19 protein-coding genes are annotated in these 25,916 nt (G+C 67.1%); 8 read left to right on the forward strand and 11 right to left on the reverse strand.

The window, feature by feature from the left end; genetic code table 11:
• Window positions 1-338: 338 nt before the first annotated feature.
• Together ACOGXD_RS08295 and ACOGXD_RS08300 are read right to left on the reverse strand one after the other, a co-directional pair.
• Window positions 339-1,145 (reverse strand): hypothetical protein, encoded by an 807-nt coding sequence (locus tag ACOGXD_RS08295; protein WP_419914055.1) that lies wholly within the window; start codon window positions 1,143-1,145, stop codon window positions 339-341.
• 552 nt (window positions 1,146-1,697) lie between these two features.
• Window positions 1,698-3,248, reverse strand: coding sequence for a trimethylamine methyltransferase family protein (locus tag ACOGXD_RS08300; protein WP_419914057.1), 1,551 nt, complete (start codon window positions 3,246-3,248; stop codon window positions 1,698-1,700).
• Window positions 3,249-3,466: 218 nt separating this feature from the next.
• Between ACOGXD_RS08300 and ACOGXD_RS08305 the strand changes: the two genes are divergently transcribed.
• Window positions 3,467-4,282: an enoyl-CoA hydratase/isomerase family protein gene (locus tag ACOGXD_RS08305; RefSeq protein ID WP_419914059.1), complete on the forward strand. Its 816-nt coding sequence runs from the start codon at window positions 3,467-3,469 to the stop codon at window positions 4,280-4,282.
• A 45-nt stretch (window positions 4,283-4,327) separates the two neighbouring features.
• On the opposite strand, the gene ACOGXD_RS08310 is transcribed toward ACOGXD_RS08305, so the two are convergent.
• Window positions 4,328-6,247 (reverse strand): flavin-containing monooxygenase, encoded by a 1,920-nt coding sequence (locus ACOGXD_RS08310; RefSeq protein WP_419914061.1) that lies wholly within the window; start codon window positions 6,245-6,247, stop codon window positions 4,328-4,330.
• A gap of 83 nt (window positions 6,248-6,330) precedes the next feature.
• On the opposite strand from ACOGXD_RS08310, the gene ACOGXD_RS08315 reads away from it, so the two are divergent.
• From ACOGXD_RS08315 to ACOGXD_RS08325, 3 genes are read left to right on the forward strand one after another with little or no spacing between them, the layout of a single operon-like run.
• Window positions 6,331-8,103 (forward strand): hypothetical protein, encoded by a 1,773-nt coding sequence (locus ACOGXD_RS08315; RefSeq protein ID WP_419914063.1) that lies wholly within the window; start codon window positions 6,331-6,333, stop codon window positions 8,101-8,103.
• Window positions 8,069-9,475, forward strand: a complete 1,407-nt coding sequence (locus ACOGXD_RS08320) for a DUF3179 domain-containing protein (RefSeq protein WP_419914065.1) — start codon at window positions 8,069-8,071, stop codon at window positions 9,473-9,475. Before ACOGXD_RS08315 ends, ACOGXD_RS08320 begins: the two co-directional genes overlap by 35 nt.
• A gap of 30 nt (window positions 9,476-9,505) precedes the next feature.
• Window positions 9,506-10,531, forward strand: coding sequence for a methyltransferase domain-containing protein (locus ACOGXD_RS08325; RefSeq protein ID WP_419914067.1), 1,026 nt, complete (start codon window positions 9,506-9,508; stop codon window positions 10,529-10,531).
• Here ACOGXD_RS08325 and ACOGXD_RS08330 read toward each other — a convergent pair.
• The 5 genes from ACOGXD_RS08330 to ACOGXD_RS08350 all read right to left on the reverse strand — a co-directional run bounded on the left by ACOGXD_RS08330 (window position 10,491) and on the right by ACOGXD_RS08350 (window position 14,172).
• Complete coding sequence (locus ACOGXD_RS08330; protein WP_419914069.1) at window positions 10,491-11,684, reverse strand: hypothetical protein; 1,194 nt, start codon at window positions 11,682-11,684, stop codon at window positions 10,491-10,493. The two genes, ACOGXD_RS08325 and ACOGXD_RS08330, sit on opposite strands and share 41 nt — an antisense overlap.
• A 15-nt stretch (window positions 11,685-11,699) precedes the next feature.
• Window positions 11,700-12,524: a sterol desaturase family protein gene (locus ACOGXD_RS08335; RefSeq protein WP_419914071.1), complete on the reverse strand. Its 825-nt coding sequence runs from the start codon at window positions 12,522-12,524 to the stop codon at window positions 11,700-11,702.
• 33 nt (window positions 12,525-12,557) lie between these two features.
• Complete coding sequence (gene bfr / locus ACOGXD_RS08340; protein ID WP_323672579.1) at window positions 12,558-13,031, reverse strand: bacterioferritin; 474 nt, start codon at window positions 13,029-13,031, stop codon at window positions 12,558-12,560.
• A 10-nt stretch (window positions 13,032-13,041) separates the two neighbouring features.
• Complete coding sequence (locus ACOGXD_RS08345) at window positions 13,042-13,305, reverse strand: (2Fe-2S)-binding protein (RefSeq protein WP_419914073.1); 264 nt, start codon at window positions 13,303-13,305, stop codon at window positions 13,042-13,044.
• Between the two features lie 177 nt (window positions 13,306-13,482).
• Window positions 13,483-14,172, reverse strand: coding sequence for a metal-dependent transcriptional regulator (locus ACOGXD_RS08350; protein ID WP_419914075.1), 690 nt, complete (start codon window positions 14,170-14,172; stop codon window positions 13,483-13,485).
• 108 nt (window positions 14,173-14,280) lie between these two features.
• Between ACOGXD_RS08350 and ACOGXD_RS08355 the strand changes: the two genes are divergently transcribed.
• The 4 genes from ACOGXD_RS08355 (at window position 14,281) to ACOGXD_RS08370 (ending at window position 20,843) form a co-directional block, all read left to right on the forward strand.
• Window positions 14,281-15,048, forward strand: a complete 768-nt coding sequence (locus tag ACOGXD_RS08355; protein WP_419914077.1) for an SDR family NAD(P)-dependent oxidoreductase — start codon at window positions 14,281-14,283, stop codon at window positions 15,046-15,048.
• Between the two features lie 58 nt (window positions 15,049-15,106).
• A complete protein-coding gene (locus tag ACOGXD_RS08360; protein WP_419914079.1) occupies window positions 15,107-17,503 on the forward strand; it encodes a xanthine dehydrogenase family protein molybdopterin-binding subunit in 2,397 nt (798 codons plus the stop codon).
• Between the two features lie 224 nt (window positions 17,504-17,727).
• A complete protein-coding gene (locus ACOGXD_RS08365) occupies window positions 17,728-18,945 on the forward strand; it encodes an ABC transporter substrate-binding protein (protein ID WP_419914081.1) in 1,218 nt (405 codons plus the stop codon).
• The gene (locus tag ACOGXD_RS08370; protein WP_419914083.1) at window positions 18,945-20,843 is read left to right on the forward strand and encodes a hypothetical protein; all 1,899 of its coding nucleotides are present in this window, start codon (window positions 18,945-18,947) and stop codon (window positions 20,841-20,843) included. Before ACOGXD_RS08365 ends, ACOGXD_RS08370 begins: the two co-directional genes overlap by 1 nt.
• A 30-nt stretch (window positions 20,844-20,873) precedes the next feature.
• Here ACOGXD_RS08370 and ACOGXD_RS08375 read toward each other — a convergent pair whose 3' ends face one another.
• Genes ACOGXD_RS08375 through ACOGXD_RS08385 form a run of 3 tightly spaced genes read right to left on the reverse strand, consistent with a single transcriptional unit; the run spans window position 20,874 to window position 25,910 of the window.
• On the reverse strand, window positions 20,874-23,732 hold the full coding sequence (locus ACOGXD_RS08375; protein WP_419914085.1) for an ABC transporter permease subunit: 2,859 nt from the start codon (window positions 23,730-23,732) through the stop codon (window positions 20,874-20,876).
• Window positions 23,733-23,782: 50 nt separating this feature from the next.
• On the reverse strand, window positions 23,783-25,132 hold the full coding sequence (locus ACOGXD_RS08380) for an ABC transporter substrate-binding protein (protein WP_419914087.1): 1,350 nt from the start codon (window positions 25,130-25,132) through the stop codon (window positions 23,783-23,785).
• A 13-nt stretch (window positions 25,133-25,145) separates the two neighbouring features.
• On the reverse strand, window positions 25,146-25,910 hold the full coding sequence (locus ACOGXD_RS08385; protein ID WP_419914089.1) for an ABC transporter ATP-binding protein: 765 nt from the start codon (window positions 25,908-25,910) through the stop codon (window positions 25,146-25,148).
• Window positions 25,911-25,916: the final 6 nt, after the last annotated feature.

A 25,916-nucleotide genomic window follows, 5' to 3' on the forward strand; every position in this document is an offset into this window, starting at 1 on the left:
CGGCACTACGAGATCCCGAACCGGCCAGTCGATCGGGCACCATGAGATCTACCGGTACGCGATCAGGACTCAGCCATTGGCCGGGCTGTTGTTGGTCACCTCGGATGACGGGGGTGATGTCTGAGGCTTGTAGCCGGGAGGGGATGCGGGGTGCATCTCGGAGTCCAGCCGGTTGGATCGAGAGATCGGCATCAGTCGTGTACTCGGCTATCGCAAACTCGGCGGCGCCGGTCTGGAGGTAGATGGCCTGCGCTCCGACCAACACGACTGCGTCCAAGTGCTCACTGAGCGCATCTGCGGCATCCAGCAGCGCTCGACGCGCAAGGACGTACTCTTCGTCAACTTCGCCAAACTGACTCATTGTCCGCCATCCATTCGAGCAGTGCTTCACCTTGCGAGGGCTCTCGGCCCGGACCCGTGAGGAGATCGACGGCGAGTTGACTCGGCGCAACACACGTCAAGCCGTCGCGGGTCGTGGCGCCTGCAAGAACGGCCGGGTCGAACGGCTCCAGCAGCACGACATTTGCACCGGCGTCAACCTCTCGGAGATTGAGTTGGTTGGCTGCTTCGATCGGATCTTCGACGTACAGGGAGGCCGTTCTCGCCGGTGCTACCGGACTGAAGCGCCGGGCTGCGAATGCGCCGGTCGCTGCGTACTTGAACGACGCACTTGCGAGGCGGTGTTCCGTGGTTCGAAGTCCACGCGGATCGAGCAGCATTGTCGGCCTGTTCGATGTGAGCTGGCCGTAGTCCTCGGCCCATCGGCGAATAGCGCCTTGCCAATCGACGTCGAGCACCGGGCCACGCGGCTTGCGCGCCACGATTCCCTCGCGGTCGAGCAGAACGATCACGCGGGAGAGCGTCGGTGCCGGCACCCCCGTGATATCAGCAAGTTGTCGTACTCCGAACGGCGCCTGATTGTCGATAATCGCTCGAACGGCCGCTCCGGCACCGCGTCCACGGAGGGAATTCAGTTGATGATCCGCTGGCCATGGGTCGCGGTCAGCGCCAGAATCTGAGATGAGAATGCCGGGAGCGGAAACCTCCAACCTGAGATTGCCGGTGGTGTCGACGTAACCGACGCCGGATTCCGTCAACGCTTCGCGTGCCCGTGGAGAGAGGTACGCAGCGCCGACAACTGGCACTGCTGCCTCGTCCAGCGCTGCGCAGTACTGCTGCACCTGCTCGACGACTGACCTGACCATTCGGGGTTCAATGCGCCGCTTGACCTCGATGACGAGGTCAGCGAAGCGTCCGTCCGGCGATTGCACCGAAACGACGGCATCAGGTCGGCGAGTCGTCGCTCCGATTCGAGGCTCGAGCTGGACGTCAGCTCTCCATCCCTTCGGCATGCGGTCAGCGAGGGAGCGCACGACATCGCGAGCGATGCCGGTCTCCGTTGGAAGCTGTCGTGACGTCATGGGTACTTCGCTCGTCAGACACGTATAGGGAAATGGTGTTTCATATTCTATCTTGTTTCACCGATACTGAAACACAACCATTTATGAAACAAGACCGCGGAATCCGACCGTCAGTGGCAGTAGGCCCGCTGGACGCGACCATTCCATTCCGGAGATGTCGGAACGTAGTTGGGATTGACGTGAGCGGCCCCGGAATTTTGTCCGACCTTCTCGATAGCGAAGCCATACAGGCCCATGACACCCGGTACGCGATGCGTGCCTCGGGGCTCGTTCGGGTCAGTACCAGGCGTCGGGCACGGCTGCTTTGCGGTCGTCGACGAAGGCTTGCAGCTCGCGGTCGGCTGCCTCCTCGAGGGGTGGGGGCGGCTCGTAGTCGGCGAGGGTCTGCTTCCACTTCTGATTGGCTCGCTGGGCCATGTCGAGCGCACCCTCTTCTGACCACTGCTCGAACGAGCGGGTGTCGCACAGCGAGGCTTCGAAGTTGGCTGTCTCGAAGTTGGCGATGGTGTGGGCGGTCGCCAGGTAGTTGCCGCCCGCGCCGGCTTCGCTGAACGCCTCGCCCCCGAGCTCGTTGCTGTCGACGGTCAGGCCTTCTATGAGGCGATGCAGCATGCCGCAGCGATCGGCATCCATCACGAACTTCTCGTACCCGAGAGTCAGCCCGCCTTCCAGCCAGCCGGCCGCCTGCAGGATGAAGTTCGCCCCAGCCAGCAGTCCCGGCGTCATCGCATCGGCTGATTCCTGCATGGCCTGCGCATCGGCGATCTTCGAGGCCGTGTAGTGGCCGCCGCAGCGGAACGGCAGGCCGAGCCGCCGAGCGAGCTGGCCGATCGCGTAGGTCGCCAGCGTCGATTCCGCCGTGCCGAAAGTGGGCGCGCCCGAACGCAGATCCATGGTGGTGAGGAAGTTGCCGTAGATCATCGGCGAGCCGGGCCGCACGAGCTGGGTGAGCGCGATGCCGGTCATGGCCTCTGCATGGGCCTGCGCGACCAGGGCCGGCTGGGTGACGGGCCCCATGCCGCCGCCGATAATGAACGGCGAGATCAGGCAGCCCTGGTTCGCCCGGGCGTAGGCCTTGAGCGCGCCGCTCATGGTGGCGTCCCACACCAGCGGCGAGTTCACGTTCACGTTGCCCTGGATGACGCAGTGCGTCTCCATGTACTCGGCACCGAACACGATGCGGGCCATCGCGAGCGAGTCCTCGGCCCGCTCGGGGGCGGTCACTGCGCCCATGAACGGCTTGGCCGACCAGCGCAGGTGGGCGTCGACCATGTCGAGGTGGCGCTTGTTGACCGGCACGTCGACCGGCTCGCACACCGTGCCGCTGCCGTGCGCCAGCCACGGCGACATCCAGGTCAGCTTCACGAAGTTCCGGAAATCGTCGATGGTGGCGTAGCGGCGGCCCTCGTCCAGATCCGTCACGAACGGCGGGCCATACGTCGGCGTGAACAGCACGTGATCGTCACCGATCTCGATGCGTCGACCGTCGCGGCCCCACATGGAGAACTGGCGTGGAGCAGTCGAGCAGAGCTGCGGGGCCAAACCGGGCTCGAAGCGCACCCGCTCGCCGTCCACCTGAGCCCCGGCAGACCGGAACAGCTCCAGCGCCTCGTCGTCGCCACGGAATTCGACGCCGATCTCCGACAGGATCCAGTCGGCGTGCGCCTCGAGCTGTTCCAGCGCTGGATCGTCGAGCAGCTCATAGGTGGGAATGCGTCGTCGCGGCGTGAGCTGCTCAGCAGACGGCAGCGGCGCAGCGGTGCGTGCCGCGACCCGGCTCGACCGCCCTCGCCGTGTGCGGCGCTCGCTGCCGTCTCCGCCAGCCATCGGCACATTCTGGGCTACGTCTCGCGTCACCGTGCCCGATGCCGACCACGGCACAGGCCGGTGCCGCCAGTCCGCACGTGTGCCGCCGCATCTGCGTGCCAAGCAGGACCAGCCTGATCCGACCGAGAGGGGTTCGATCCTGCTGGCTACTGTGCTGTCGCTGCACGACACAGCGAACGCTGCGAGACACAGCGGCTGCTGAGCGAGAGGATGTCCCGATGTCCGACGGCTACGAGAACCTGAGCATCGATGCGCCCGCCGACGGCGTCACCCGCATCACCTTCAACCGGCCCGAACGGCTGAACGCGATCACGCATGGGCTGGTCAGCGATCTCCACGATGCGCTCAGCGCCGTCGACAACGACCACGACACCCGCGCCATCGTGCTCACCGGCGCCGGCCGGGGCTTCTGCGCCGGGCTTGACCTGACCGGCTATGGCACGGTCCCAGGCACCGAGGACCACGGTGGTCCCCAGCGCGGCATGGCCGTCCAGCAGGAGATCGCCGAGCTGGTCCACCACATGCGCGATGTGCGCCAGCCGATCATCGCCGCCATCAACGGCGCAGCCGCAGGCGGCGGGTTCGCCATCGCCTGCGCCTCCGACGTCCGCTACTGCGCCGAGACCGCCAAGTTCGGCACCGCCTTCGTGCGCCTCGGCATCTCAGGCTGCGACATCGGCGTGAGCTGGATGCTGCCCCGCCTCATCGGCGCCTCACGGGCGTGGGAGCTGCTGCTCACCGGCCGGGTCATCGATGCCGCCGAAGCCGACCGCATCGGGCTCGTCAGCGCCGTGGTGCCCGACGACGACCTCATGGACACCTGCCTGGGCGTCGCCGCCGAGATCGCCGCCAACAGCCCCTTCGGCGTGTGGATGACCAAGGAAGTGATGTGGTCGAACCTCGAGATCGGCAGCCTGCGCGCCGGCATCGACCTGGAGAACCGCACGCAGATCATGTCCTCGCTCACCGAAGACAGCCGTGAGGCCATGGCGTCGTTCCTCGAACGCCGCCAGGTCAAGTGGTCCAACCGCTGACCGCCGCAACCGGCCAGAAACGGGCCCGACCGGCCCTGCGCCGGGCTAGCCGGCGGGCTGGGCTACCTGATCTGGCTTGAACTCGAACAGGTACGGATCGAGCGATTCCTGAGCGGCGATCCGCCACTTGTGCCAGTAGCCGCCGCCGTAGTACGCCAAGCTGCCGGGCTCGGCGTCGCCATGACCGTTGTAATACGACAGGCAGTCGCGCAGCGGGGCCGTGGTGATGTCGGCCACCCTGCAGTGCTCGGCGTAGTTCACCTCTGAGTCCTCGGTGATGTCCACCACGTTCCACGCCTTGTCGCGCATCTCGGTGAGCATCCAGATGATGTAGTCGCCGTGGGTATCGATGGCGTCGGTGAAGTTGAAGCTGCCGCCGCCGCCTTGCGGGCCCGACACGATGAACAGGTTCGGGAATCCGTGGCTGTGCAGGCCCAGGAACGTCCGGGTGCCCTCGGTCTGCCACTTCTCGCTCAGCGTCACGCCGTCGCGGCCCGAGATCATGTTGAACGTCGAGGTCGCCATCCACTGGAACCCGGTGGCGTAGATCAGCACGTCGAGCGGGTACTCGATGCCCTCATGCACCACGCCCCGCTCGTTGATCTCCTGCACGCCCATCGGCGCGGTGTCCACCAGGTGCACATGGGGCATGTTGAACGTCGGCAGGTACTCGTCGTGGAACGTGGGCCGCTTGCAGCCGTAGGGGTAGTACGGCTTCAGCGCCTCGGCCGTGTCGGGATCTTCCACGATCGCGTCCACCCGGGCACGGATCTGCTCCATGATCCGGAAGTTGGTGTTGAGCTGCTTCTGCACCAGCTCGTCGGGCGACAGTTTGCGGGCGTGCTGCTTGCGCTCCTTGAAGTCGTCGACCCGGCCGGCCAGGTAGTCGTCGTTGGCCTTGATCGCGGTACGGCCCGAGGAGATTCGGGAGAAGCGTTTGCGGCGGGCCCGTGCCCAGCCGGGCTCCTTCGACCACTCGGCGATCTCCTCTGGGTCGGTCTCGCGCTGGTCGCGCACGTCGATCGACGACGGCGTCCGCTGGAACACGTACAGCTCGCCGACCACCTTGGCGATCTCGGGGATGACCTGCACGGCGGTGGCCCCGGTGCCGATGATGCCCACCCGCTTGCCTTCGAGGTCGATGTTGTAGTCCCAACGTGAGGTGTGAAACGACTCGCCCTGAAACGAGGCCATGCCGTCGATGCGGGCCAGCTTCGGGCTGGTGAGGATGCCGTTGGCCAGGATCACGTAGCGGGCCTTCATGGCGTCGCCGCGATCGGTGTAGACGGTCCAGCGTCCGGTCTCCTCGTCCCACACCGTGGAATCGACGGTGGTGTGGAACAGGCAGTGGTCGTAGAAGCCGAACTTGTCGGCCATCGCCTGGCAGTACTCGAGAATCTCGAAGCCAGAGGCGAACTTCATCGTGGGGATGTACTTCATCTCCTCGAGCAGCGGCAGGTAGCTGTACGACTCCACGTCGCAGGCGATGCCCGGGTAGCGATTCCAGTACCAGGTGCCGCCGACGTCGCCGCCCTTCTCGCAGAACCGCACGTCGGTGAAGCCGGCGCTGCTCAGCTTGTGCCACAGCAGCAACCCGGCGAAACCGGCGCCGATGCACAGCACCTCGCACTCGTCGTCGAGCGCCTCGCGCTCGATCGGCGGCTCGGAATAGACGTCGTCGAGGTAGCGCTTGAACTCGCCCTCCATGGCCATGTAGTCGGCAGCGCCCCGGCGCGCTTCCTTGAAGTCGCGATATTTCGCCTGCTCTTCCGCGTTGAACACGGCGCCGGGCGGGGGCGGGGGCAGCTCCTTCAGATGCTCGTCGGCGTTGACCGAGTAGCCCACGCCGTCGATCTTCTCTGACGCCTTCGCCGCACGGGTGTTGAAGATCTTGCGACCCGTCTCCGGGTCGATGCTGACCGCCGGACGTGTGCTCGCGTCAGTTGTCACCTGGCTCGCCGCCATCGGTTCAACCTCCCTGTAGGCCCCGTTTGATGTTAGGGGAGAGGCTTCGGGGCGCGCCGGGGTGTGACAGCCTTCTCAGCGGTATGCGGCGCGACCCACCGCGAGCGTTCATGTGGGCCTCGATCGGAATGTGCGTCGTGCTGGCCGTGTTCGTTGTGCATCTGCGCACGGCAGTCGTAGCGGGCGGGCCGGTGGCGGTGCCCGATGTGCCGGCATACCTGGGAGTCGCTCAATGGGTCGGCGGCGACGGGCTCGCGCTGGGTCACATCCCGTTCCAGCCGGGCTACGGGCTGCTGATTGCGCCGTTGGTGGCCGTTGCACAGGTCTCGTTGCTGGGGACGCAGGGAGAGGCGGTGCACTACCTCGCGCTCGTCGTCAACTCGCTGGCGGCGGTCGCCGCAGTGGTGGTGGCCGGCCGGCTCGGCCTGGTGGGCTCGCGGCGCTGGTGGGTGGCGGGTGCAGCGGGGCTGGTCGCGGCGGTCCATCCGTCGCTGTCGAGCGCCTCGCGGATCGCCTGGCCCGAGACCCTGCTCTCCCTGTTCGTGCTCATCGTGGCGCTCGCGGTGGCCTTCGCCGTGCTGCATGCCGGCTCCGCGGCGAGCCAGCGGGCGTGGGCCCGTGCCGGGCTGCTCGCAACTCTGGCAGTGGCGCTGCATGCCCGCATGATCGTGCTGGTGGTGGCCGTGGTGGCAACGGCGCTGCTGTGCGGCATCGGCCGCCGTGCCTGGGCCGCTCTCGGCATGGGACTGGTCGCCGGCGGCGCAGCCACGGCCGCGGCGCTGACCCTCACCGACACGTGGCCGGTGGAGCGGCTGAGCGAAGCTGCGCAGCTGGATCGCGGCGCCGAGCCGATCGCCACGGTGTCGGGGCAGCTGCTGGCCCTGGGCGGCGGCACGGTCGGGCTGGGCATGATCGGCCTGGTCGCCGGACTCGGAGCAGCAATCTGGCTGGCCCGGAGTCGGACTGCCGGCATGCCCGATCCGCTCACGGCGGCGTTGGTCTGCTTGGCAATTGGCGCATTCGGGGCCGTACTGCTCGGCGGCTGGACGCTGACCGGCAGCGAGCGTGCCGACGCGCTGCTCTACGGGCGCTATGTCGACCCATGGGCGGTGCCGCTGGCCGTCGCCGCGCTGGCCTGGCTTGCGGCCCGGCGACGAAGCCGACCAGATACATCGTCGTGGCTGGGGGCAAGCGCAGTCGTGGCTGTGCTCGCGTGTGTTGTGGTTGTCGCTGTTGCGGGCAACTACGACGCTGCGCCACGCCGCATCATGACTCTGTCGTTCAGTCCGGCATGGACCTTGTTCGATGAGCGCCTGAGTGCTGTAGCCGTGGCGTCGCTCATTTTCACGCTCTTCGGCGTGCTGCTCGCCGCCGTCGCTCTGCGCAGGCGAGCAGTGCTCGGCGTGTGCGTTGCCGCGGTGCTCGCGCTGGGAGCAGTCGCGACGGTCTCGAATCACCGCCACCTTGCCGATGTCGGTGCCGTCGCCCGAGACCAGGTCGTCTCGGCAGGCACTGTGTCCGACGCCGTCGACGACGGCCTGACGTGTCTTGCCCACGACCGGGCGTCAGTGCCTGAGTACGCGTTGTGGCTGTACCGCCTGGAGCTGCCCGAGATCGCTCACGAACGCGTACGGCTCGACGCCGGCGACCGACCGTGCTCGGAGCTGGTCATCGCCCACGATGACCTGGCGCAGCGCTGCACGAACGCCCGGCACCTCGTCGACGAACCGGCCGCTTCGTGGGCGCTGTGGCATCTGCCCAAGCGCACATGCGTCGGCGCCCTGAACATGGGAGCGCAGACTGCCGGAGTAGCGTCGCACGATGGCTCTCACGACAGCGGCATCCGTACCGGCTGAAGTCCGCGCCGGTACGGCGGCCTGCGGCCGTCGGGATCGGTTCCCGCTGAAGTTCGCGGCCGTACGAGGGCCCGGCACCCGCGGGGTACTGGTGCTGCTGGCAGCAGCGCTCATGTTCATCGCGCTTGGGTGTGCCGATGACTCGTCCAGCGACGAGCCGTCCGAATCCGATACCGCCGAGGCAGCGAGCGCCGACACCGCGCCGGCGACGACGGCCGCAGCGGCGACGCCAGCAACCACGCCGGCCGAGGTGATCGTCGACGTCAGGGTCACCCAGATCCCCGGCGGCCCGCGCGAGTCCACCGTCTCGGCGCTGCGCGAGGGCATGACTGCGCCGCTGCTGCCCGAACCGCTGGTGTCGCCCCTCGATGTCCTCTCCGGCGGGCCGCCGCCCGACGGCATCCCCTCCATCGATGCACCGGAGTTCGAGCGGGCCACCGACGTCGGCTTCCTGCAGCCCCAAGAGGCCGTCGTCACGCTCACGCTCAACGGCGATGCCCGCGCCTACCCGGTGCAGGTGCTGCTGTGGCACGAGATCGTCAACGACACCGTCGGCGGCGAGCCGGTCACCATCACCTACTGCCCGCTGTGCAACACGGCCATCGGGTACTACCGCCAGCTCGACGGTCGCATCTTCGACTTCGGCACCTCAGGCCGGCTCTACAACTCAGCACTCGTCATGTACGACCGCCAGACCGAGAGCCTGTGGGTCCACTACACCGGGCAGGCCATCGCCGGCGCGCTCACCGGATCCCAGCTCGAGCTGATCCCAATGGCCACCGTGGCCTTCGAAACGTTCCTCGACGAGCATCCCGACGGCCTTGTGATGACCCGTCCCGGCGGTTTCGGGCGCTCATACGGCACCAATCCCTACGTCAACTACGACACGCCCAATGGAAGCCCGACCTTCTTCGGCGGCACACCCGATGATCGCCTGCCGCCGCAGACCCGCGTGCTGGTCGTCCGCCACGGCGGCGCTTCGGTGGCAGTGCAGCTGGACACGCTGAGTACAGCCGGCGTGCTGCCGTTGGACCTGGGCGGCACGCCGGTGGTCGCTTTCCATCTCCCCGGCACGGCCACCCCGATCCAGAACCAGCAGGTGGCCTTCGGCCGTGATGTCGGCGCGACCGGCGTGTTCGACCCCAACGTCGGCGGTCGGGCGCTGACGTTCACCCGCAATCCCGACGCCGCGAGCTCGGCTGGGCCGGGAGCATTCACCGACGACCAGACCGGCTCTAGGTGGTCGATTCTCGGCCGGGCGTTCGACGGCCCGCTGGAGGGCGCCCAGCTCCAGCCCATCGAGCACATCGACACCTTCTGGTTCGCAGCCGCCGCCTACGACCCCACCATCGAACTCCTCGACGCCCCGTAACTCAGCACGTATCGCACAGAGACCACCGCCATGCCGATCCGGCTCTCACAGATACTCCGGCGATCCTTGGATCCCGAAGACGTCGAGTCGAGCGTCGATGTGCACGAACGCAGTTTCGACTTCGGGCGCCGCAAGGGCCGAGACCGGCGGGCCACCGATCATCGGGGCTTCGTGGAGAACTACTACGACCTGGCGACCGATCTGTATGAGTACGGCTGGGGCGAGTCGTTTCACTTTGCCCCGCGGGTACCAGGCGAGAGCCGTCGTGCGTCGATTGCGCGACAAGAGCACCTCATGGCACTCAAGCTCGGCCTTCGGCCCGGCATGCGCGTCGCAGACTTCGGCTGCGGCATCGGTGGCCCGCTGCGAGAGATCGCCCGTTTCTCGGGATCGCAGATCGTGGGAATCAACGTCAGCACGTACCAGCTCAGGCGCGCCATCGCCTACACCGCCGAGGCAGGGCTCAGCCATCTCGGGTCCTACCTCGAATCGGACTTCACCGACATCGACGAACCCGACGAATCGTTCGACGCCATCTACGCGCTCGAGTCGACCTGCCATGTGCCTGACCGCGTCGACGTCTTCGCCGAAGCGTTCCGCCTGCTCAAGCCAGGAGGCTGCTTCGCGTCGCACGAGTGGTGCCTGACGGATCGATTCGATGCGGGCGACTCGCGTCACCGGCAGCTCAAGCACGACATCGAACTCGGCGCCGGGCTGCAGGACATCGTCTCGCTGCAGGAAGTGAATGCCGCCTTGGACAAGGTCGGCTTCGAGGTGCTCGAGGCACTCGACATGGCCGATCAGGCTGGGCCGTCGATCCCGTGGTACGAGCCTTTGGTCGGCCCCAGGCTGTCGCTGACGGGTCTCAGGAGCTCCCGCGTCGGGCGATCGGCGACCCACATGACCCTCCGGGCGCTCGAAGCGCTTCGGGTCGTGCCGACCGGTACGTCTGGAGCATCAAGAATTCTGAATATCGGAGCGGCAGCCCTCGCAGAATCCGGGCGGCTGGGGATCTTCACTCCGCTGTACTTCGTGCTCGTGCGTAAGCCGGCGTAGCCGCCCGCCCGGCGCTGCCGCCCACAGCGCCGAACATGGCGAAGAATGCAGCAATTCCCGCGAGCGCCAGACCGCTGACGACGGCGACATACGCGGGGTAACTCGAGTGCTCCTTGCCGCAGACGGTGTACCACTGCACCCCGTGCTCGGGAGGCGTGGTGCACGCAAACGTGAAGTCCTCCGTGTAGTCGTCCACGCAGAGGAACTTGTCGCGCGTGTTGCCGGTGATGTCCGATTCTTCGACACCGCAGGGGCCGGGCACCTGGTGCAAACCGCTGCTCACGTGGGTTTCCGGCGCGAAGAACGCCATGCAGATGACCAGGGCCATCAAGTAGGCGGCAGCTCCGCGCCCCAGCCAATCCACCGGTTGCCTGTCGGGACGGGCAGTGCCGCGCCCGAAGAACGAGACTGCGCCGTAGATGACCACCCCGGTGCAGAACGCGACCAGGCCAGGGGTTCCCCTGTCGAGCAGTTGCAGCACGAACATCTGCGCCATCATCAGCGGCGTTGTGACGCATCCCGCCAGCACGATGCCGGCGATGAAGCGCCGCTTGGTGACAAAGCTCAGCTTGGTGACATGGCGGCCGCGCAGCACGAGATCGAGCAGCAAGGCGAATGAGCCGGTGAACGTGAGCACCCACAGGCTGCTGCTGAGCGGGGCCCCGAAGAGCCGGTCCGCTATGGCGGGATCGGTGTCATGCCATGTCCACCAGAGGAACTTGGCGCCGACGATGTCGTAGGGCGCGTACAGCACCACCGCCACCAGTCCGGTAAGCGCCGCGGCCGGCCAGCGCGCCAGTCCGAGGCGACGGATGCCGACGGTCGGCCAGTACAGGATGACGATGTACACGCACGGGATGTACAGCGGCAGGCGCGGCGTGATCATGATCGTCGCCTGGGCCTGCCAGAAGGTGTCGACGACCGGCAGCGCCATGAAGATCAAGTCGTTGGCCGTGCCGGTGATGAGCGCGGCAACCCAGGCGAGCCGGTTGGCGCTCCCAGACCGAACCGCGTGGACCAGCGCCAGCACGGCACACAGGATGATGACGTACTCGCCGATCAGGAACGTCGGCAGGTTGGCCCACTGTTCGGCGGGGCCCGTGAACGTCTTCCAAGGAAGGTCCGACGACACCTCCCACGGCAGCGTTCTCACTGTCGGAACGCCCTCTCAGTACCTGACGAACGGTTCGAGTTGGCGCCCGGCGCCGGCTTCGCTGCGGTCTCGTTCGCCACGACCGCCGAACACCTCCGGGCCGTAGTGCCTGCCTTGCCTGCGCATGGTGCCGTGCAGGCGGTCCCAGACCAGCAGATGCTGCCCGAAGTTGACATGGACATGGGCGTGATGGTCATCGTGGAACCGTGCCGGCGGCTGCCACGGCAGCGCCGACTCCAGCCTGACGCCGGAATGGCCGGCGATATTGAAGACAACGATGTACAGGAGCACACCGACCACGGACACCGCATGGAAGGGAATGATGAGCAGCGGTGCCAGCGTGGCGGCTTGCATGAGCAGCAGTTCAGCCGGATGCAGTGCGAACGTCACGTAGGGATTCGTCGCGACGAACCGATGATGAAATCGGTGCACATGCTTGAACAGAAACCGTGTGTGCAACGTGCGGTGCACCAGGTAGGCGATGTAGTCGGTCAGCACGAACAGCACCAGCGTGGAGCCGATCGTGTACGACCAACCGCCCCAGCCTGCGACATCGGTGTAGATGGGCGTGTCGAGGCTGCCGCTGAGGATGGCGTAGACGAGAGCGCCGCTCAGCAGGCCGCTCAGCGCCATGTTGCGGGTGCCGGTCCAAACGGCGAGGCGATGGAGCTCAGGCGACAGGAAACGCTCAGGCTGCAGCTTCCACGAGTCGGCCGCCGCGCGCCGCCGGATGTAGTACCGGCAATAGAAACAGCCGGCGACCGCGTGATACGCGGCGATGCCCACGAGGCTGGCACCGCCGATGCACGCAATGAGGAGGCTCCAGTCGATCCCTCCCATGCCGATTGCTCCGTTCGGCGTCGAGCCTCGGCGCTAGTCGTCGCCGATCTGGCTCAGCAGGTACCGCTCGATGCCGATGTCCTCGATGAGGCTCTGCTGGGTCTCGATCCAGTCGAGATGCTCTTCCTCGCCGACCAGCAGATGTTCCAGCAGCTCCCGGGTACCGGCGTCGCCGTGGTCGAGACACAGCCGCACACCCGTGCGGTACCGCTCGATGGCGTGCTCTTCGAGCTGCCGGTCGAGGGCAAGTTGTTCTGGCACGGTCTCGCCGATCATCACCGTGCCCAGCCGCTGCATGTTGGGCAGCGCATCCAGCAGCAGGATGCGCTCCATGAGCTTCTCGGCATCGCGCATTTCCTCGACGGATTCCTCGTGGTACTTGGAGGCCAACCGGTCATAACCCCAGTTGCCGGCGATCTTCGAGGCGGCGAAGTACTGGTTGATGGCCGTCAGCTCGGCCGTCAGCGCTTCGTTCAAGAATTCGATGACCTCGGGTGATCCCTGCATGAACTCCAGCTTATGCGCCCACCGCGATCGGCTCGAAGGCGATCGAGTGGACAGGGTGATGCTCGGGGTCGATGGCCTCGAGCACGCACTGGTCGAGCACGGCTTGGATCATGGCGACGCAGCTGCCGCAGTCGGTCCCGGCACCGCAGGCCGTCGACACGTCGCGGACCGTCGTGCCACCGTGCGCGGCGAGCCGCCGGATGGCGGCCTCATTCGTCGCAAGACATTGGCAGACGATCATCGATGCAGCGGGCTCCGGCGGGCGGCGGCGCATGCACCAACGTGGTGCACGACTCCTTATGGCCCATGTTAGGCATTGCTAACGCACCGCGCGCAAGTGCGGGGTGTGACAGCGTGCAAGTGCGGGGTGTGACAGCGTGCAAGCGCTGAGTGTCACAGCGCGCGAGTGCGGGGTGTGACAGCGCTCAAGCGCCGAGTGCCACAGCGTCGTTCAGTCGCCCGCAGTGACGAGAATCCGCTGGGCGGTGTACGCACTCACGCCGACCGTGCCCTCGGGCATACGGACGGTGGCGGTGCCGTCAGGGGCCACCGACATAACCTCGCCGGCGCGCCCTGGCATGAGCCCCGATTGTTCGAGGAACTCCAGCTGCCCCGGCTCGAATTCGAGTTCCTCGGGAATGCGCTCCACGGTGAATGCGCCGCTGGCGCCGACCTCGGCGAGCGGCATCGCATCTGCGGGGGCGACATAGTCGGTGCCGGGAATCGGGTTGCCGTGCGGGCACGTGTTGGGATCGTCGAGCACATCCATCATCGCCCGCTCCACGACGGGCGAGATGACGTGCTCCCAGCGGCCGGCCTCGTGATGGGCGACTGCCCAGTTGAGCTTGAGAATGTCGGTGAGAAACCGCTCGGCCAGCCGGTGCCTTCGCACCACGGTGGTGGCGATCTGCTGTCCCTCGTCAGTGAGGCTGATGTGGGCGTCGTCGTCGACGCTCACCAGGCCTTCGCGTTGCATGCGGCGGATCATCTCCGACACCGCGGGACGCGAGACCTCCAGTCGTTCGGCGATGCGCGCCTGGATGACTTCGACCCCGTCCTCCGCCAGCTCGTACACCGTCTCGGAGTACTCCTCGAAGGCCGGATGGTGTTCAGTCGGCTCGTACCCCACGGTCGCCACCATACCCCTAGCCCAGACTTTCGCTGCACCGAGTTTGCAGGCGCACAGCCATCGCTCAAGGCAGACTGGCGCTGCGCCTGCCGGGCGCCGGGGCGCGAAGGGGAGTGCGAGATGGATCTGCAACTGGCAGGCAAGAACGTCCTCGTGACGGGGGCAGGCCAAGGACTGGGGCTGGCCATCGCTGATGCGTTTGCCGGCGAAGGGGCAAACGTGGCCTTCGCCTACAACTCGTCGAGCGAGGGCGCAGAGAAGGGAGCGGCGGCCGCGCAGGAATCGGGCCGGGCGGCGCTCGCGCTCCGGTGCGATGTCACGAGCCAGCCCAATGTGGACCGCACCGTCAGCGAGGTGGTCAGCGAGTTCGGCAGTGTCGACGTGCTCGTCAACAACGCCGCGTACACCGACACCGGACCCTTCATCGACGCCGATCCCGACGATCTGGCCCGAATGGTGGACGTGACCGTGATGGGCACCCTGCGGATGACTCAAGCAGTTGTGCGGCACATGATCGACGCCGGCGTCGAAGGCTCGATCGTGTCGCTGATGGGCGACTCGGGCCGGGTGGGCGAGAGCCGCCTGGCGGGTGTAGCAGCGACCCGTGCTTCGACGATGGGACTGATGAAGTCGGTCGCCAAGGAATTCGGCCGCAACGGCATCCGCGCCAACACCGTGTCGCTCGGGTTGGTGCGCTCGGAGCGGTTCGCCCACCACACCGGCAATGCTGACGACGAGCGCATGGCCCGCATCGCCAAGATGTACCCGCTGCGGCGGGTCGGCGTGCCCGACGACGTGCCGCCGATAGTGCTGCTGCTGGCCTCGCCGCTGTCGGGATGGACGACCGGCCAGACCGTCTCCGTCAACGGCGGCTACTCGATGGTCTGAGCGTCAGGCTGCGCGGCAGACGAGACGCTGCCGACACCCCGGCCGGGAAGATTGCAACGTGGCAGACGAGCCATTCGGGCTGGATGAGACGACGCCGACGACGGGCGGTCCATTCGGTGAGCCTGTGCCGCGCCGCGAGGACAGCCGGCTGCTGCGCGGGCGCGGTCGCTATATCGCCAACGTCCGCTATGACGGCCAGCTCGCAGTGGCGTTCGTGCGGAGTCCCGTAGCTCATGCGCGGATCGTCTCGGCGGATGTCTCAGCTGCTCGCCAAGCCCCCGGCGTGTTCGATGTTGCGACCGGCGCCGACCCGGACTTCGCAGGCTTGGCGCTCGTAGCCGAGTCGGCGTTGCGTACCCATGTGAACACCCCCCAGCCGGTGCTCGCGACCGGCAAGGTGCGTTACCAGGGCGAAGCCGTCGCGGCAGTGGTCGCTGCCACCCCTGCGGCGGCAGCCGACGCCGCCGAGCTCGTCGAGGTGACCTATGACGAACTCCGGGTGCACGTCGATGCTGTCGCTGCAGCAGCAGATCCCTCCGAACCGGTGCACGACATCGCGCCCGACAATCTCATCGTCACCCGCACCTTCGATGCCGGCGACGCGGATGGGGCAATTGACGGCTCGCACCTGGTGCTCGAACGCCGCTACCGCACCAACCGGCACGGTGCCACGCCCATGGAGGGTCGCGGCGCCGTGGCTCTCTGGAATCGCGAGGGCACCAAGCTGACGCTGCACGCCACCTCGCAGGTGCCGTACCTGCACCGCAGCGGCATGGCCAAGGTGCTCGGATTGGCCGACGGCGCCGTGCGCATGGTGGTCGGCGACGTCGGCGGCGGGTTCGGCATCAAGGGGGCGCTGTACCCCGAAGACGTCGTGGTGAGCCAGCTCGCACGACGGCTGGGCCGCCCGGTGGGCTGGGTGGAAACCCGCTCGGAGCACATGGCAACTGCGCTGCATGCCCGTGACCATCACTACTCGGTGCGGGCTGGCTTCGAGGCCGACGGCACGCTGGTGGCGGTCGACGCAGTGCTGCATGCCAACGTGGGGGCCTACAGCTCACCGCCATGGACGGCTGGCATCGAGCCGCTCATGGCCGGCGGCCTGCTGACCGGCCCCTACAAGCTCACCCACTACCGCTGCGAGGTGCTGGGCGTGGCCACCAACACCACGCCGACCGGCCCATACCGGGGTGTGGCCCGACCAGCGACTGTGTTCGTGATGGAGCGTCTGCTCGACGATGCGGCCGCCGAGCTCGGCATGGACCCCCTCGACGTCCGGCGCCGCAACCTCGTGGCCCCCGACGACCTGCCCTACACCGCCCCCACGCGGCTGGTGCACGACTCACGCACCTACCTCGACTGTCTTGAGCAAGCCGTGGAGCTCGTCGACTACGACGGGTTTCGCTCGGCGCAGCAAGCTGCTCGCGCCACCGGAGACGGTCGGCTCACTGGGATCGGCTTCGCTTGCTACAACGAGCTGACCGGTCTCGGCCAGAAAGCCTCGGCGGGTCCGCGACTGCCCTTCCGCACCGGTCACGAGTCGGCTGAAGTGCGGGTGGACCCGTCGGGAGCGATCACTGCGGCCATGGGCGTCACCTCGCAAGGCCAAGGCTTGGAAACCACCATGGCGCAGGTGGTAGCTGCCGAACTCGGCGTCGGTGTCGAACAGGTGACCGTCGAGATGGGCGACACCGATCGCATCTCGTTCGGGATGGGCGCATTCGCCAGCCGCCAGGGTGTCATCGGCTCGGGCGCAGCAACACTGGCCGCTCGCGCCGTACTGGCAAAGACGTTGGTCATCGCAGCACACCTGCTCGAAGCCGAGCCCGACTGGCTGAGCATCGACGACGGCTTCATCCACACGCAGGATGCGCCCGCTGTCGGTGTCACCCTCGGCGAGGTCGCCCACGTGGCCTACTTCGAGCCCCACCGGCTCCCGCCCGGCGTCGAACCCGGCTTGGAAGCCATGCGTTTCTACGACCCGATGACCGGCACGTTCGCAGCGGGCGCGCAAGCCGCAGTGGTCGCGGTCGACCTTGACACCGGCGAGGTGGACCTGGCGCGCATGGTGTGCGTGGAGGACACCGGCCGCGTGATCAACCCGATGATCGTGGAGGGCCAGATGCACGGCGCCATCGCGCAGGGCATTGGCGGCGCGCTGTACGAGCACTTCGTCTACGACGCCGATGGCCAGCTGCACTCGGGCACGTTCATGGACTACCTGGCCATCACCGCCGACCGGATGCCCTCGATCGAGCTGGGCCATATCGCCGATCCGGCGCACAATCTCAACCAGATCCGCGGCGTGGGCGAGGGCGGCACGCTCGGCCCGTACGCCGCCATCGCCAATGCCGTATGCGACGCGCTTGCGCCGCTGGGCATCACCATCGACGAGCTGCCGCTCAGCCCCGCCCGTATCCACGCTGCAATCGCCGCTGCCCGCACTCAGCCCTAGAGCGCAGCACCCGGCACTCGCCCGTCAGGCATCACCACACAGATGCACGCGATGCAACCGTTCGTGCACCTGCTGCATGCTGCACGGCGCACGCATGCAGTACATGCGACTCGTGCACGCCTACGATCCCCGTATCCATCGACGGACGGGACGCTCCCCGCGACTCTCAGCAAAGGAAGGACGCTATGTCTACTCCCCTTCGCCCGGCAGCTGGGAGGTTGGCAGTGCTGGTTGCGGGCGTGGCCATCCTGGCGGCGGCGTGCACCGGTGCTGCGCCGGATGATGACGTGACGACCGGAACATCAGAGGCTCCGGCGGCGACAGCTCCGGCGGCCGGTGTTCAGGGGATCCCGGGGGTCTCCGATGATCGTGTGCTGTTCGGGCAGTCTGCGGCGTTCAGCGGCCCGGCGCAGGCATTGGGACATGCCATGCGCTTGGGTATCGAGGCCGCGTTCGCGGAACAGAACCAAGCAGGCGGCGTGCATGGCCGCATGCTCGAGCTCGTCACCAAGGACGACCGGTACGAGCCGGGATTCGCCTTCGCGAACACACGAGACCTGATCACCCAAGAGCGAGTGTTCGCGCTGATCGGGGAGGTGGGGACGCCCACATCGCGCTCGGCTGTTCCCCTCGCCGAATCTCGGGCGGTGCCGTTCGTTGCCCCGTTCACCGGCGCAGGCTTCCTGCGCGATCCTGATCTCAACTCGGTCGTCAACCTGCGGGCCTCCTATGCGCAGGAGACCGAGCACATGGTGGAGCGTCTCACCGAAGACCTGGGCGTCACCCGGGTCGCGGTCATGTACCAGAACGACTCGTATGGCCAATCCGGCCTGAACGGGGTGATCGACGCCTTGGACAAGCGCGGACTCGCACCCGTTGCCACCTGGTACTACGAGCGGAACTCGAGTGCTGTGAAGGCGGCGGTGTTCCACATCGGTGACGCAGATCCCGAAGCGGTCATCTTCATCGGTGCCTACCAGCCGGTGGCCAAGGCGATCACGCTGCTGCGCATGGACATCGATCCCGTCTTCATGGCGGTCTCGTTCGTGGGCAGCAACGCGCTGGCGCAGGAGCTGGGGGACGAGGCGCCCGGCGTGTACGTCACGCAGGTGGTCCCGATTCCCGACGACGCCGAGACTCCGGTCGTTGCGGAGTATCGGGCGGCACTCAGCGCGATCGACCCGAACGCAGCGCCTGGGTTCGTCTCGCTGGAGGGGTATCTCGCCGGGCGATTGGCCATCGTCGCACTCGAGACGTGCGGCGCAGACCTGACCCGTGAGTGCTTCTTGGGTGCATTCTCCGAGTTGGGTGCCGTCGACCTGTCCGGCGTCAGCCTCCAGTACGGCCCCGGCGACAACCAAGGCTCCGACGATGTTCTCCTGACCGTGATCAACGACGACGGCAGGTTCGTTCCGGCGGCCGATCTTGGGGACTCGCAGTAATGGGCCGTCTGCGGGTGTCGGCCCGTCTGGCGACGGTCACGCTGGTGGTGTTCGCGGTCATCGCCGCGAGCACGGCCGTGGCGTGGGTTGCCGTCGGCGACTCGGCGACCCAGCCAGACGAAGCACCCGACATCGGCGCCGTGACGGCTGCCCTGGCGCTTGTACGGCAAGTGAAGTCGGTGGCGGACGCCGCCACGGTCAGCACGCAAGCCAGCATGACGCCGGAGTCGTTGGCTGAGTCGCGTGCATCTCTGGAAGCTGACATCGAAGTGCTGCGCCGGCAGCTTGACGCACTGGAGGCCGCTGGATACGCGCAGGCCTCGGCACCGATGCGCGACCTGGTCGACGCGCTGGCTGGCACGACTGCGACGATCGACGACCGTCGCCCGCAGCTCGCGGAGGTCCGGCGCGAATCAGAGCGACGCCGGCAAGCGCTGATCGCGACGACTAACTGGGAACTGCTGCCCGCCTCGGTGGCCAGCGAGGACGACGTGTTCTATCGCTTGATCACCGACAGCGGCGATGCCATCACCCCCGACGACCTGCTGCGGTATTCGCGCCTGGCGCTCTTGACGCAGCAGGTCGACCAGGGATCGGTGTTGCTCGAGGTCGCGGCGAGGCAGTCGGACATCGCGTTCGTCGCCACTGTCGAGGAGAACGTCGATCTGGTGATGTACCAGCTCTCCGACAGTCTCGACGTCTTCTCCGAAGACACCCATCAAGATCTGCAACCCACGCTGATCCCGCTTTCTCGAGACCTCGTGGACGCTGCCTACGGCGACGCGAACCTGATCGACATGATGAAGTCCCGCTTGGGTCTGGCGGCGTCCGAAGCGCGCAACATCGCTGCGCTCGAAGGGATCGTGGCGTCGCTGCAGACTGAGGCCACGGCGCTCCTGGCCCAGACCGTCGACAGCGTCGGATATGTCGACGGGTACGGCGGGATCGCTGATGCCTTGGACGCTGCGCTGGCGGCTGATCGGCATCTGAGCGCCGTTGCGGCAGTCGCCACGGCCAGAAGCGCCCCGACGACGCCACTGGGCGAGTTGCCGGCAGTCAGTGACGCTGCCACGGCCGGCTTCGCAGGCATTCGCCAACATTTGGACGTGCTCGACGGCGCTGGTCACAGCGACGTGGTCGGGCCGATGCGCACATCGGTCGACCGCATGCAGTCGAATGTCGACAACGTCCACGATGGCCGCCCGGCGCTGGTCGAGGCCTTGCAAGCTGCAGCAGGTCAGCGGGCGCAGCTGAGGGCCTTCTTCGACTACCAGCTTCGTCCGGCGGTGGTCTCGAGCCTCGACAACCAGCTGTATTACATGCTGACCGGCCGCAGCGAGTTCATCGACGGCGGGGCGAGCGGTTCTGAACCGCTGTCACATGAGGAGCTCTTGCGGTACCGGCACCTGACGCTCGTCTTCAACTCGCTCTTCCGGACCTTCTCTGGCCTCATCATCGCCATCATCATCTCCGAGCCGACGCTGATCGCCGAGGCCGAAGAGAGGTTTGCGACTGCGGCCCACCGTCTGGAGTCGAGCATTGCGTATCTGGAGCAGGAGGGCGGAAGCGAGGTGCATCCTCAACTGGTCCCGTTGGCTCGCCAGTTCATCGCCTTCGGCAACGGGGAGGCGAACTTCTTCGACTCGCTGCGGCACCGGCTTCCCCTCATCGCTCAAGAAGCAGAGCTGATCGGGTCCAGCCGTCAGGCGACGCTCGCGCTGCAAGCCGGCATCGACACGCTGCTCGACGACGTCCTCTCCGACGCTGCTGCTCTCGATCCCGATGCAAACGAACCTGATGCGCGGGTGATCGTGCTGGCGATCGGCATCGTTGCTGCCATCGCGACGCTGCTGCTTGCCGCTGAGGTTGCCCGCCGCCGCGATCCAGAGCCGGCGTGAGCCTGTGGCACTCGCCCGGCTTGGCAGTGCTCAGGCGTCGGCGTCCGAGCCGAGGTAGGCGTCCACCACGGCTTCGTTGACCCGGATCTCAGCAGGAGTGCCCTGTGCGATGACCCGGCCGAATTCGAGCACGTAGATGTAGTCGCACACCTCGAGCACGAGGCCCATGTCGTGGTCGATCAACAGGATCGACACGCCCTCCGAGGCCACATCCAGCAGCCGCACGCCCAGCGCGATGCTCTCGGGAGTGGTCAGTCCTGCGGCGGGCTCGTCGGCGAGCATCACTCGCGGTGCGGGCGCCAATGCGCGTGCGACGCCCACCAGCTTCTGGCTGCCGAGCGGCAGGCTCGCGGGCTTCGCCTCGGTGTTACGCGCCAGGCCCACCAGCTCCATCGCCGCATCCACCCGGGACTCCTCAGCGGGTCGTGTCGGCACGAAGAAGTCGGCCAGCACGGAGCCGAACGAAGAACGCTCGGCGGCGACCTGCACGTTCTCGCGCACTGTCAGGTCGTCGAACAACTCGAGCGACTGCCAGGTGCGTGTCAAGCCGAGCTGGGCGCGTACATGCGGCGCTTCGTGGGTGAGCGGTTTCCCGCAGAACCTGACCTTCCCTCGCGACGAGACGAAGCCGGTCAGCGCATCGACAAACGTCGTCTTGCCGGCCCCGTTCGGGCCGATCAAGCCGACGATCTGGCCCTCGCGAATCTGCAGCGATGCGCTGTCCACGGCCTTCAGCCCGCCGAATCTCACCGTGAGATCGGCGACGTCGAGCACGACAGGAGCATCGTCGAAGCTCGTCGGCCGCCGCTTGCGCCAGTAGCGCGACTCGAGGGGGATCTCGACGCTCGGGCCCGCGTCGACGTCGGTGAGCCCCGTACGGGGGTCGCTGCCTTCCCGGATGGCGGTGACGGTTCGCCGGGCAGCACGCCACGCCTTCAGCCTGCGGAGGTTCTGGCGGTAGGCGCCGGCAACGCCCTCGGTGAAGAAGATGGCAGTGGCCACGAGCGAGGCACCCGCGAGGAACTGGTACCACCTGCCGAGCGGAGCGACCCGGTCAGCGGTGATGTAGACGACGCCGAGCGGCGCGAACAGTCCCGCAATGATCGCCCCGGCCACGCTGGTGATGCCGCACAGGTAGGCCAGCGCCAGGAAGCTCAGGCCGATCAGCACGGCAAAGCTCTCCGCGGACAGCTGGCCGCGGCTGTAGCCGATGAACGAGCCGCCCACCCCGGCCAGGAACGACGCGATGCCGAACGCCAGCATCTTGGTGCGGGCGACCGAGATCCCGATGGACGCGCCGGCACGCTCGTTGGATCGGATGGCCAGGAACCGTCGCCCGGTGGCGCTGCGCGCCAGGTTGCCGACCCCGACGGCGCACACGGTCACCACGGCCAGCACGAGGAACCCGAACTCGAGCCGTGCGAAGTTCCTTCCCTCCCGCATGCTGAGGTTCAGCCCGAACAGCGACGGGCCGGAGATGGGGTTGCCGAACAGGCCGGTGATGGCGGAGTTGCGGAAGACGAACTCCTCGAGCGCCACCGCACCCGACAGCGTGACGACGGCGAGCTGCGCCCCCCGGATGCGCAGCGCCGACACCCCCACGACGAGGCCGAAGCCGGTGGCCATCAGGGACGCCAGCAGCAACGACAGGGGAAACGGGATGCCCAGCGAGTCGCCCAGCTTGCTGAGCGCGAAGCCCGCGGCCCCGGCGATGGCGGCCTGTGCCAGCGAGATCTGGCCGACCAGCCCGGTCAGCACCACCAGCGACAGCATGACGACGGTCATGATCATGCTGGTGATGATCCCGATGCGGTAGCTGCCCTGCGCCACCACCATCAGCACGCCGGCGATCGCCACCATGGCTGCGACCACGCCGGCGCGCATCTGGGGCCTCACGACCTCAGGCAAGGGGTCGGCTTGGACCGCTCCCCGGGTCGGCAAGGTGTGGCCCAGACCGAACAGGGCGATCACGATGACGCCGAAGGGCAGTGCCTCGGGTATCCCGGTGATGGCCCAGTCGGGCCACCACGGACTGGTGGACTGGTACACCACGATCGACTGGAAGATGCCGAGGCCGAATGCTGCCGCCACGGTGACCGCGATCGACAGCAGCCGGCCGATGACCGCCGAGGCCAGCGCGGGCACGATCGCCAGGATGTACGTCCTCGGGTTGGGCTGGGCGATCGGCGAAGCCAAGATGATGAGGAAGCCGACGATGGTGCTCGACAGCACCCATGTGGCGCCCGCGAGTGTCTGCGGTGAGTAGCGGGCCAGGCTGACTGCCTGCTCGTTCTCGGTGGAGGCCCGTGTCGCCAGCCCCAGGCGGGTGAAGCGGAACCACGCCCAGACCGCGATGGAGGTCGCCATCACCACGCCGGTGAGCCACAGGCGGTCACGCGGGAAGCTGATGCCGGCGAAGCTGACGGGCTCGTTGGGCAGGATCGGCGCAACCACCCGAGCGGTGCTCGTGAAGTGCATCACGATCAGTGCCTGCACCACGAGCAGCACGCCCACCGACGCCACGACGCGGGCCAGGATCGGGGCGCGTCGAAGCGGCCGGAACACGAAGAAGTGCACCATCAGCCCGACGAGGCTGCATGACAGCACCGCCAGCACGATGGCCGCCAGAAACGGCACGCTGCCGGAGCTGCCCCCCAGTCCGAAGCGGTGCTTGACGAGCACCACCGGCAGCACAAGGTCGCCGGTGCGGTTCAGCTCGTCGTAGACGTACGCCCCCCACATCGCCATCGCGCCGGTGGCGAAGTTGATGATGCCGGTGCCCCGGTAGGTGATGACGAGGCCCATCGACAGGGCCGCATACAGACAGCCCGATCCCAGACCGACGATCGCAAAGAGCAGGTACTGATCCACCTCAGAGGGGCCGATCACTCATCTCAAGATGCTCGCAGATGAACTGGCGGCGGTGTGGTGATTGCCGGCTAGAGCCCGCTCAGCTCGTACGCATCGAAAAGCCCGTCGCCGACCACGATCCGCTTCAGCCCTCCGTCTTCGGCCTCGACCACCTGCCACACCATGATCTCCGACATGCAGTGCGAAGATTCCGGCGGCCAGGGTGCCTGCCCGCATCGCAGGTTGGGGCCGAACCAGCCGGGCGTCTCGCCGGCATTGGTGAACGCATCGGTGATCGACTCGGGAGTGATGGGCCCTTCGATGGTCTCGAGGATGAACTCGATCTCGCGCCATGCCCCGTACGGAGCGATGGCGAATCCCTCGATCAGCTTCTCGTGCCCTGCCGCCGTCATGTGGTCCGCGTAGGCCGTGAGGCGTTCCTGGATCTCGGGCGGTGCGAACTCGGCAACCCACGGGGTCCACTGATCGCCCTGGGTGTACGTGCCTGCCGACGCGGGACCCAGCAGGTCGATGTAGAGCGTGCACGACCCGGCAAAGATCGGCTTGTCGAAGCCGCTCGCAGCGGCCGAGCCCACCATGCCGATGCAGCCGAATTCGTCGAGCTGGCCCATCATGCCTCCGACGTCGGCGGCCTGCGCGGCTGCGATGGCGGCAGTCCAGTCGGGGGCAGCAATATCGACCACGACGCGTGTCATCTCGATGCCGTGGTGCTCGAGAACCGGGGCGATGATGTTGTCCATGAAGTCCAGGGCGGTGGACGAGTCCTGGATGACCACGGCGATGTGATCGATGCCGAGCTCTTTGAACGTCTTCGCCGGACCGACGGCAAAGGCGCCGGTTGCGACATGGAGCAGGAAGGCGCCGGGGCTGTTCCGCTCGGTGGGGCCCCATGAGTGCGACGAGACGTAGGGAATGCCGGCGTCGACCCACAGGCTGAGCGCCGCTTCGGAAGCCAGCTCGACGCCCATGTAGGCCATCACGACGTCTTCCTCGATGAGCTTGATGGCGCAGTTGATGGCGCTCTCTGGCGTGTTGTCGGAGAGGCAGACGACCGGCTCGATCATGGCGCCGTGGATACCGCCCGCGTCGTTGATCACCTTGATGGCCACCTCGCCGCCGATGCGCAGCTCCGGCAGCGAGATGTTGCCGCCCTCGTTGTTGACGTAGCCGACCCTGATGACTTCGCCCGTGCGGTCGATGGGGGCCGCATCGCCCGACGCGTCGTCGCCTCCCGCTGCAACGCCGCCAGCGCCGTCGCCGGTCGTGTCATCGGTCGCCGTGTCGGTGTCGGTGGCGGCGCCGCTCGAGGCTGTGGTGGTCGGGGCGTCGTCGCCAGTGTCGTCTGAACCGCCGCACGCAGCTGCCAGAAAACAGAACGCAACGAGCAGCGCCAATGATCGTGCATGTAGATGTCTCATGGAGTCCCCGACGCTACTCGTGGTCGAGGGTGCGCTCCCCGAGGTAGCTGGCTTCGAGCACCTCGGGTCGCTGCGCCAACTCGTCCGCAGTGCCCGACAGTGCCAGCTCGCCGTGGTTGAGCACATAGGCCCGGTCAGTGATGGCGAGTGCAGCATGCACGTGCTGTTCCACCAGCAGCACCGCCGTGCCGGTTTCGTCTGCAATGCGTCGCACCACCGGCAGCAGGCGCTCCACGATGATCGGCGCGAGCCCGAGGCTCATCTCATCGACCATCAGGAGCTTCGGATCGGCGATGAGCTTGCAGCCCAACGCCAGCATCTGCTGCTCGCCGCCCGAGAGCAGCCCGGCCCGGCGGTCCAGGAGCTGCTCGAGCGCCGGGAACCAGCCGATGATGTCGGCTTCGGTCACCTCGCTGCGACGGTGCCGGTGCAGGCGCAGGTTCTCGGCCACGGTGAGCTGGAAGAAGATGCCCCGGTCCTCGGGCAGCAACGCGGCGCCCCTGCGGGCCACTTGGTGCGCGCTGGCCCCGCCGAGCGGCTCGCCGAGCACATCGATCTCGCCGTTGATCGGTCGCAGGATCCCTGCGATGGTCAGCAGCGTGGTCGTCTTGCCGGCACCGTTGGGCCCCAGCAGCGCAACCACCTCGCCGGGATGGACATGCAGCGACAGGTCTCGCACGGCGGGCACGCCGCCCCAGCCGGCCACGAGGTTCCGCACGTCCAGCGCCGGGGTCGTCGAGGCATCGTTGCCCGGCATCTGCGTCTCCGTGCTGGTCATGTGAAC

Source organism: Candidatus Poriferisodalis sp., from assembly GCF_965204125.1.
In the GTDB taxonomy this organism is placed as follows: domain Bacteria; phylum Actinomycetota; class Acidimicrobiia; order Acidimicrobiales; family Poriferisodalaceae; genus Poriferisodalis.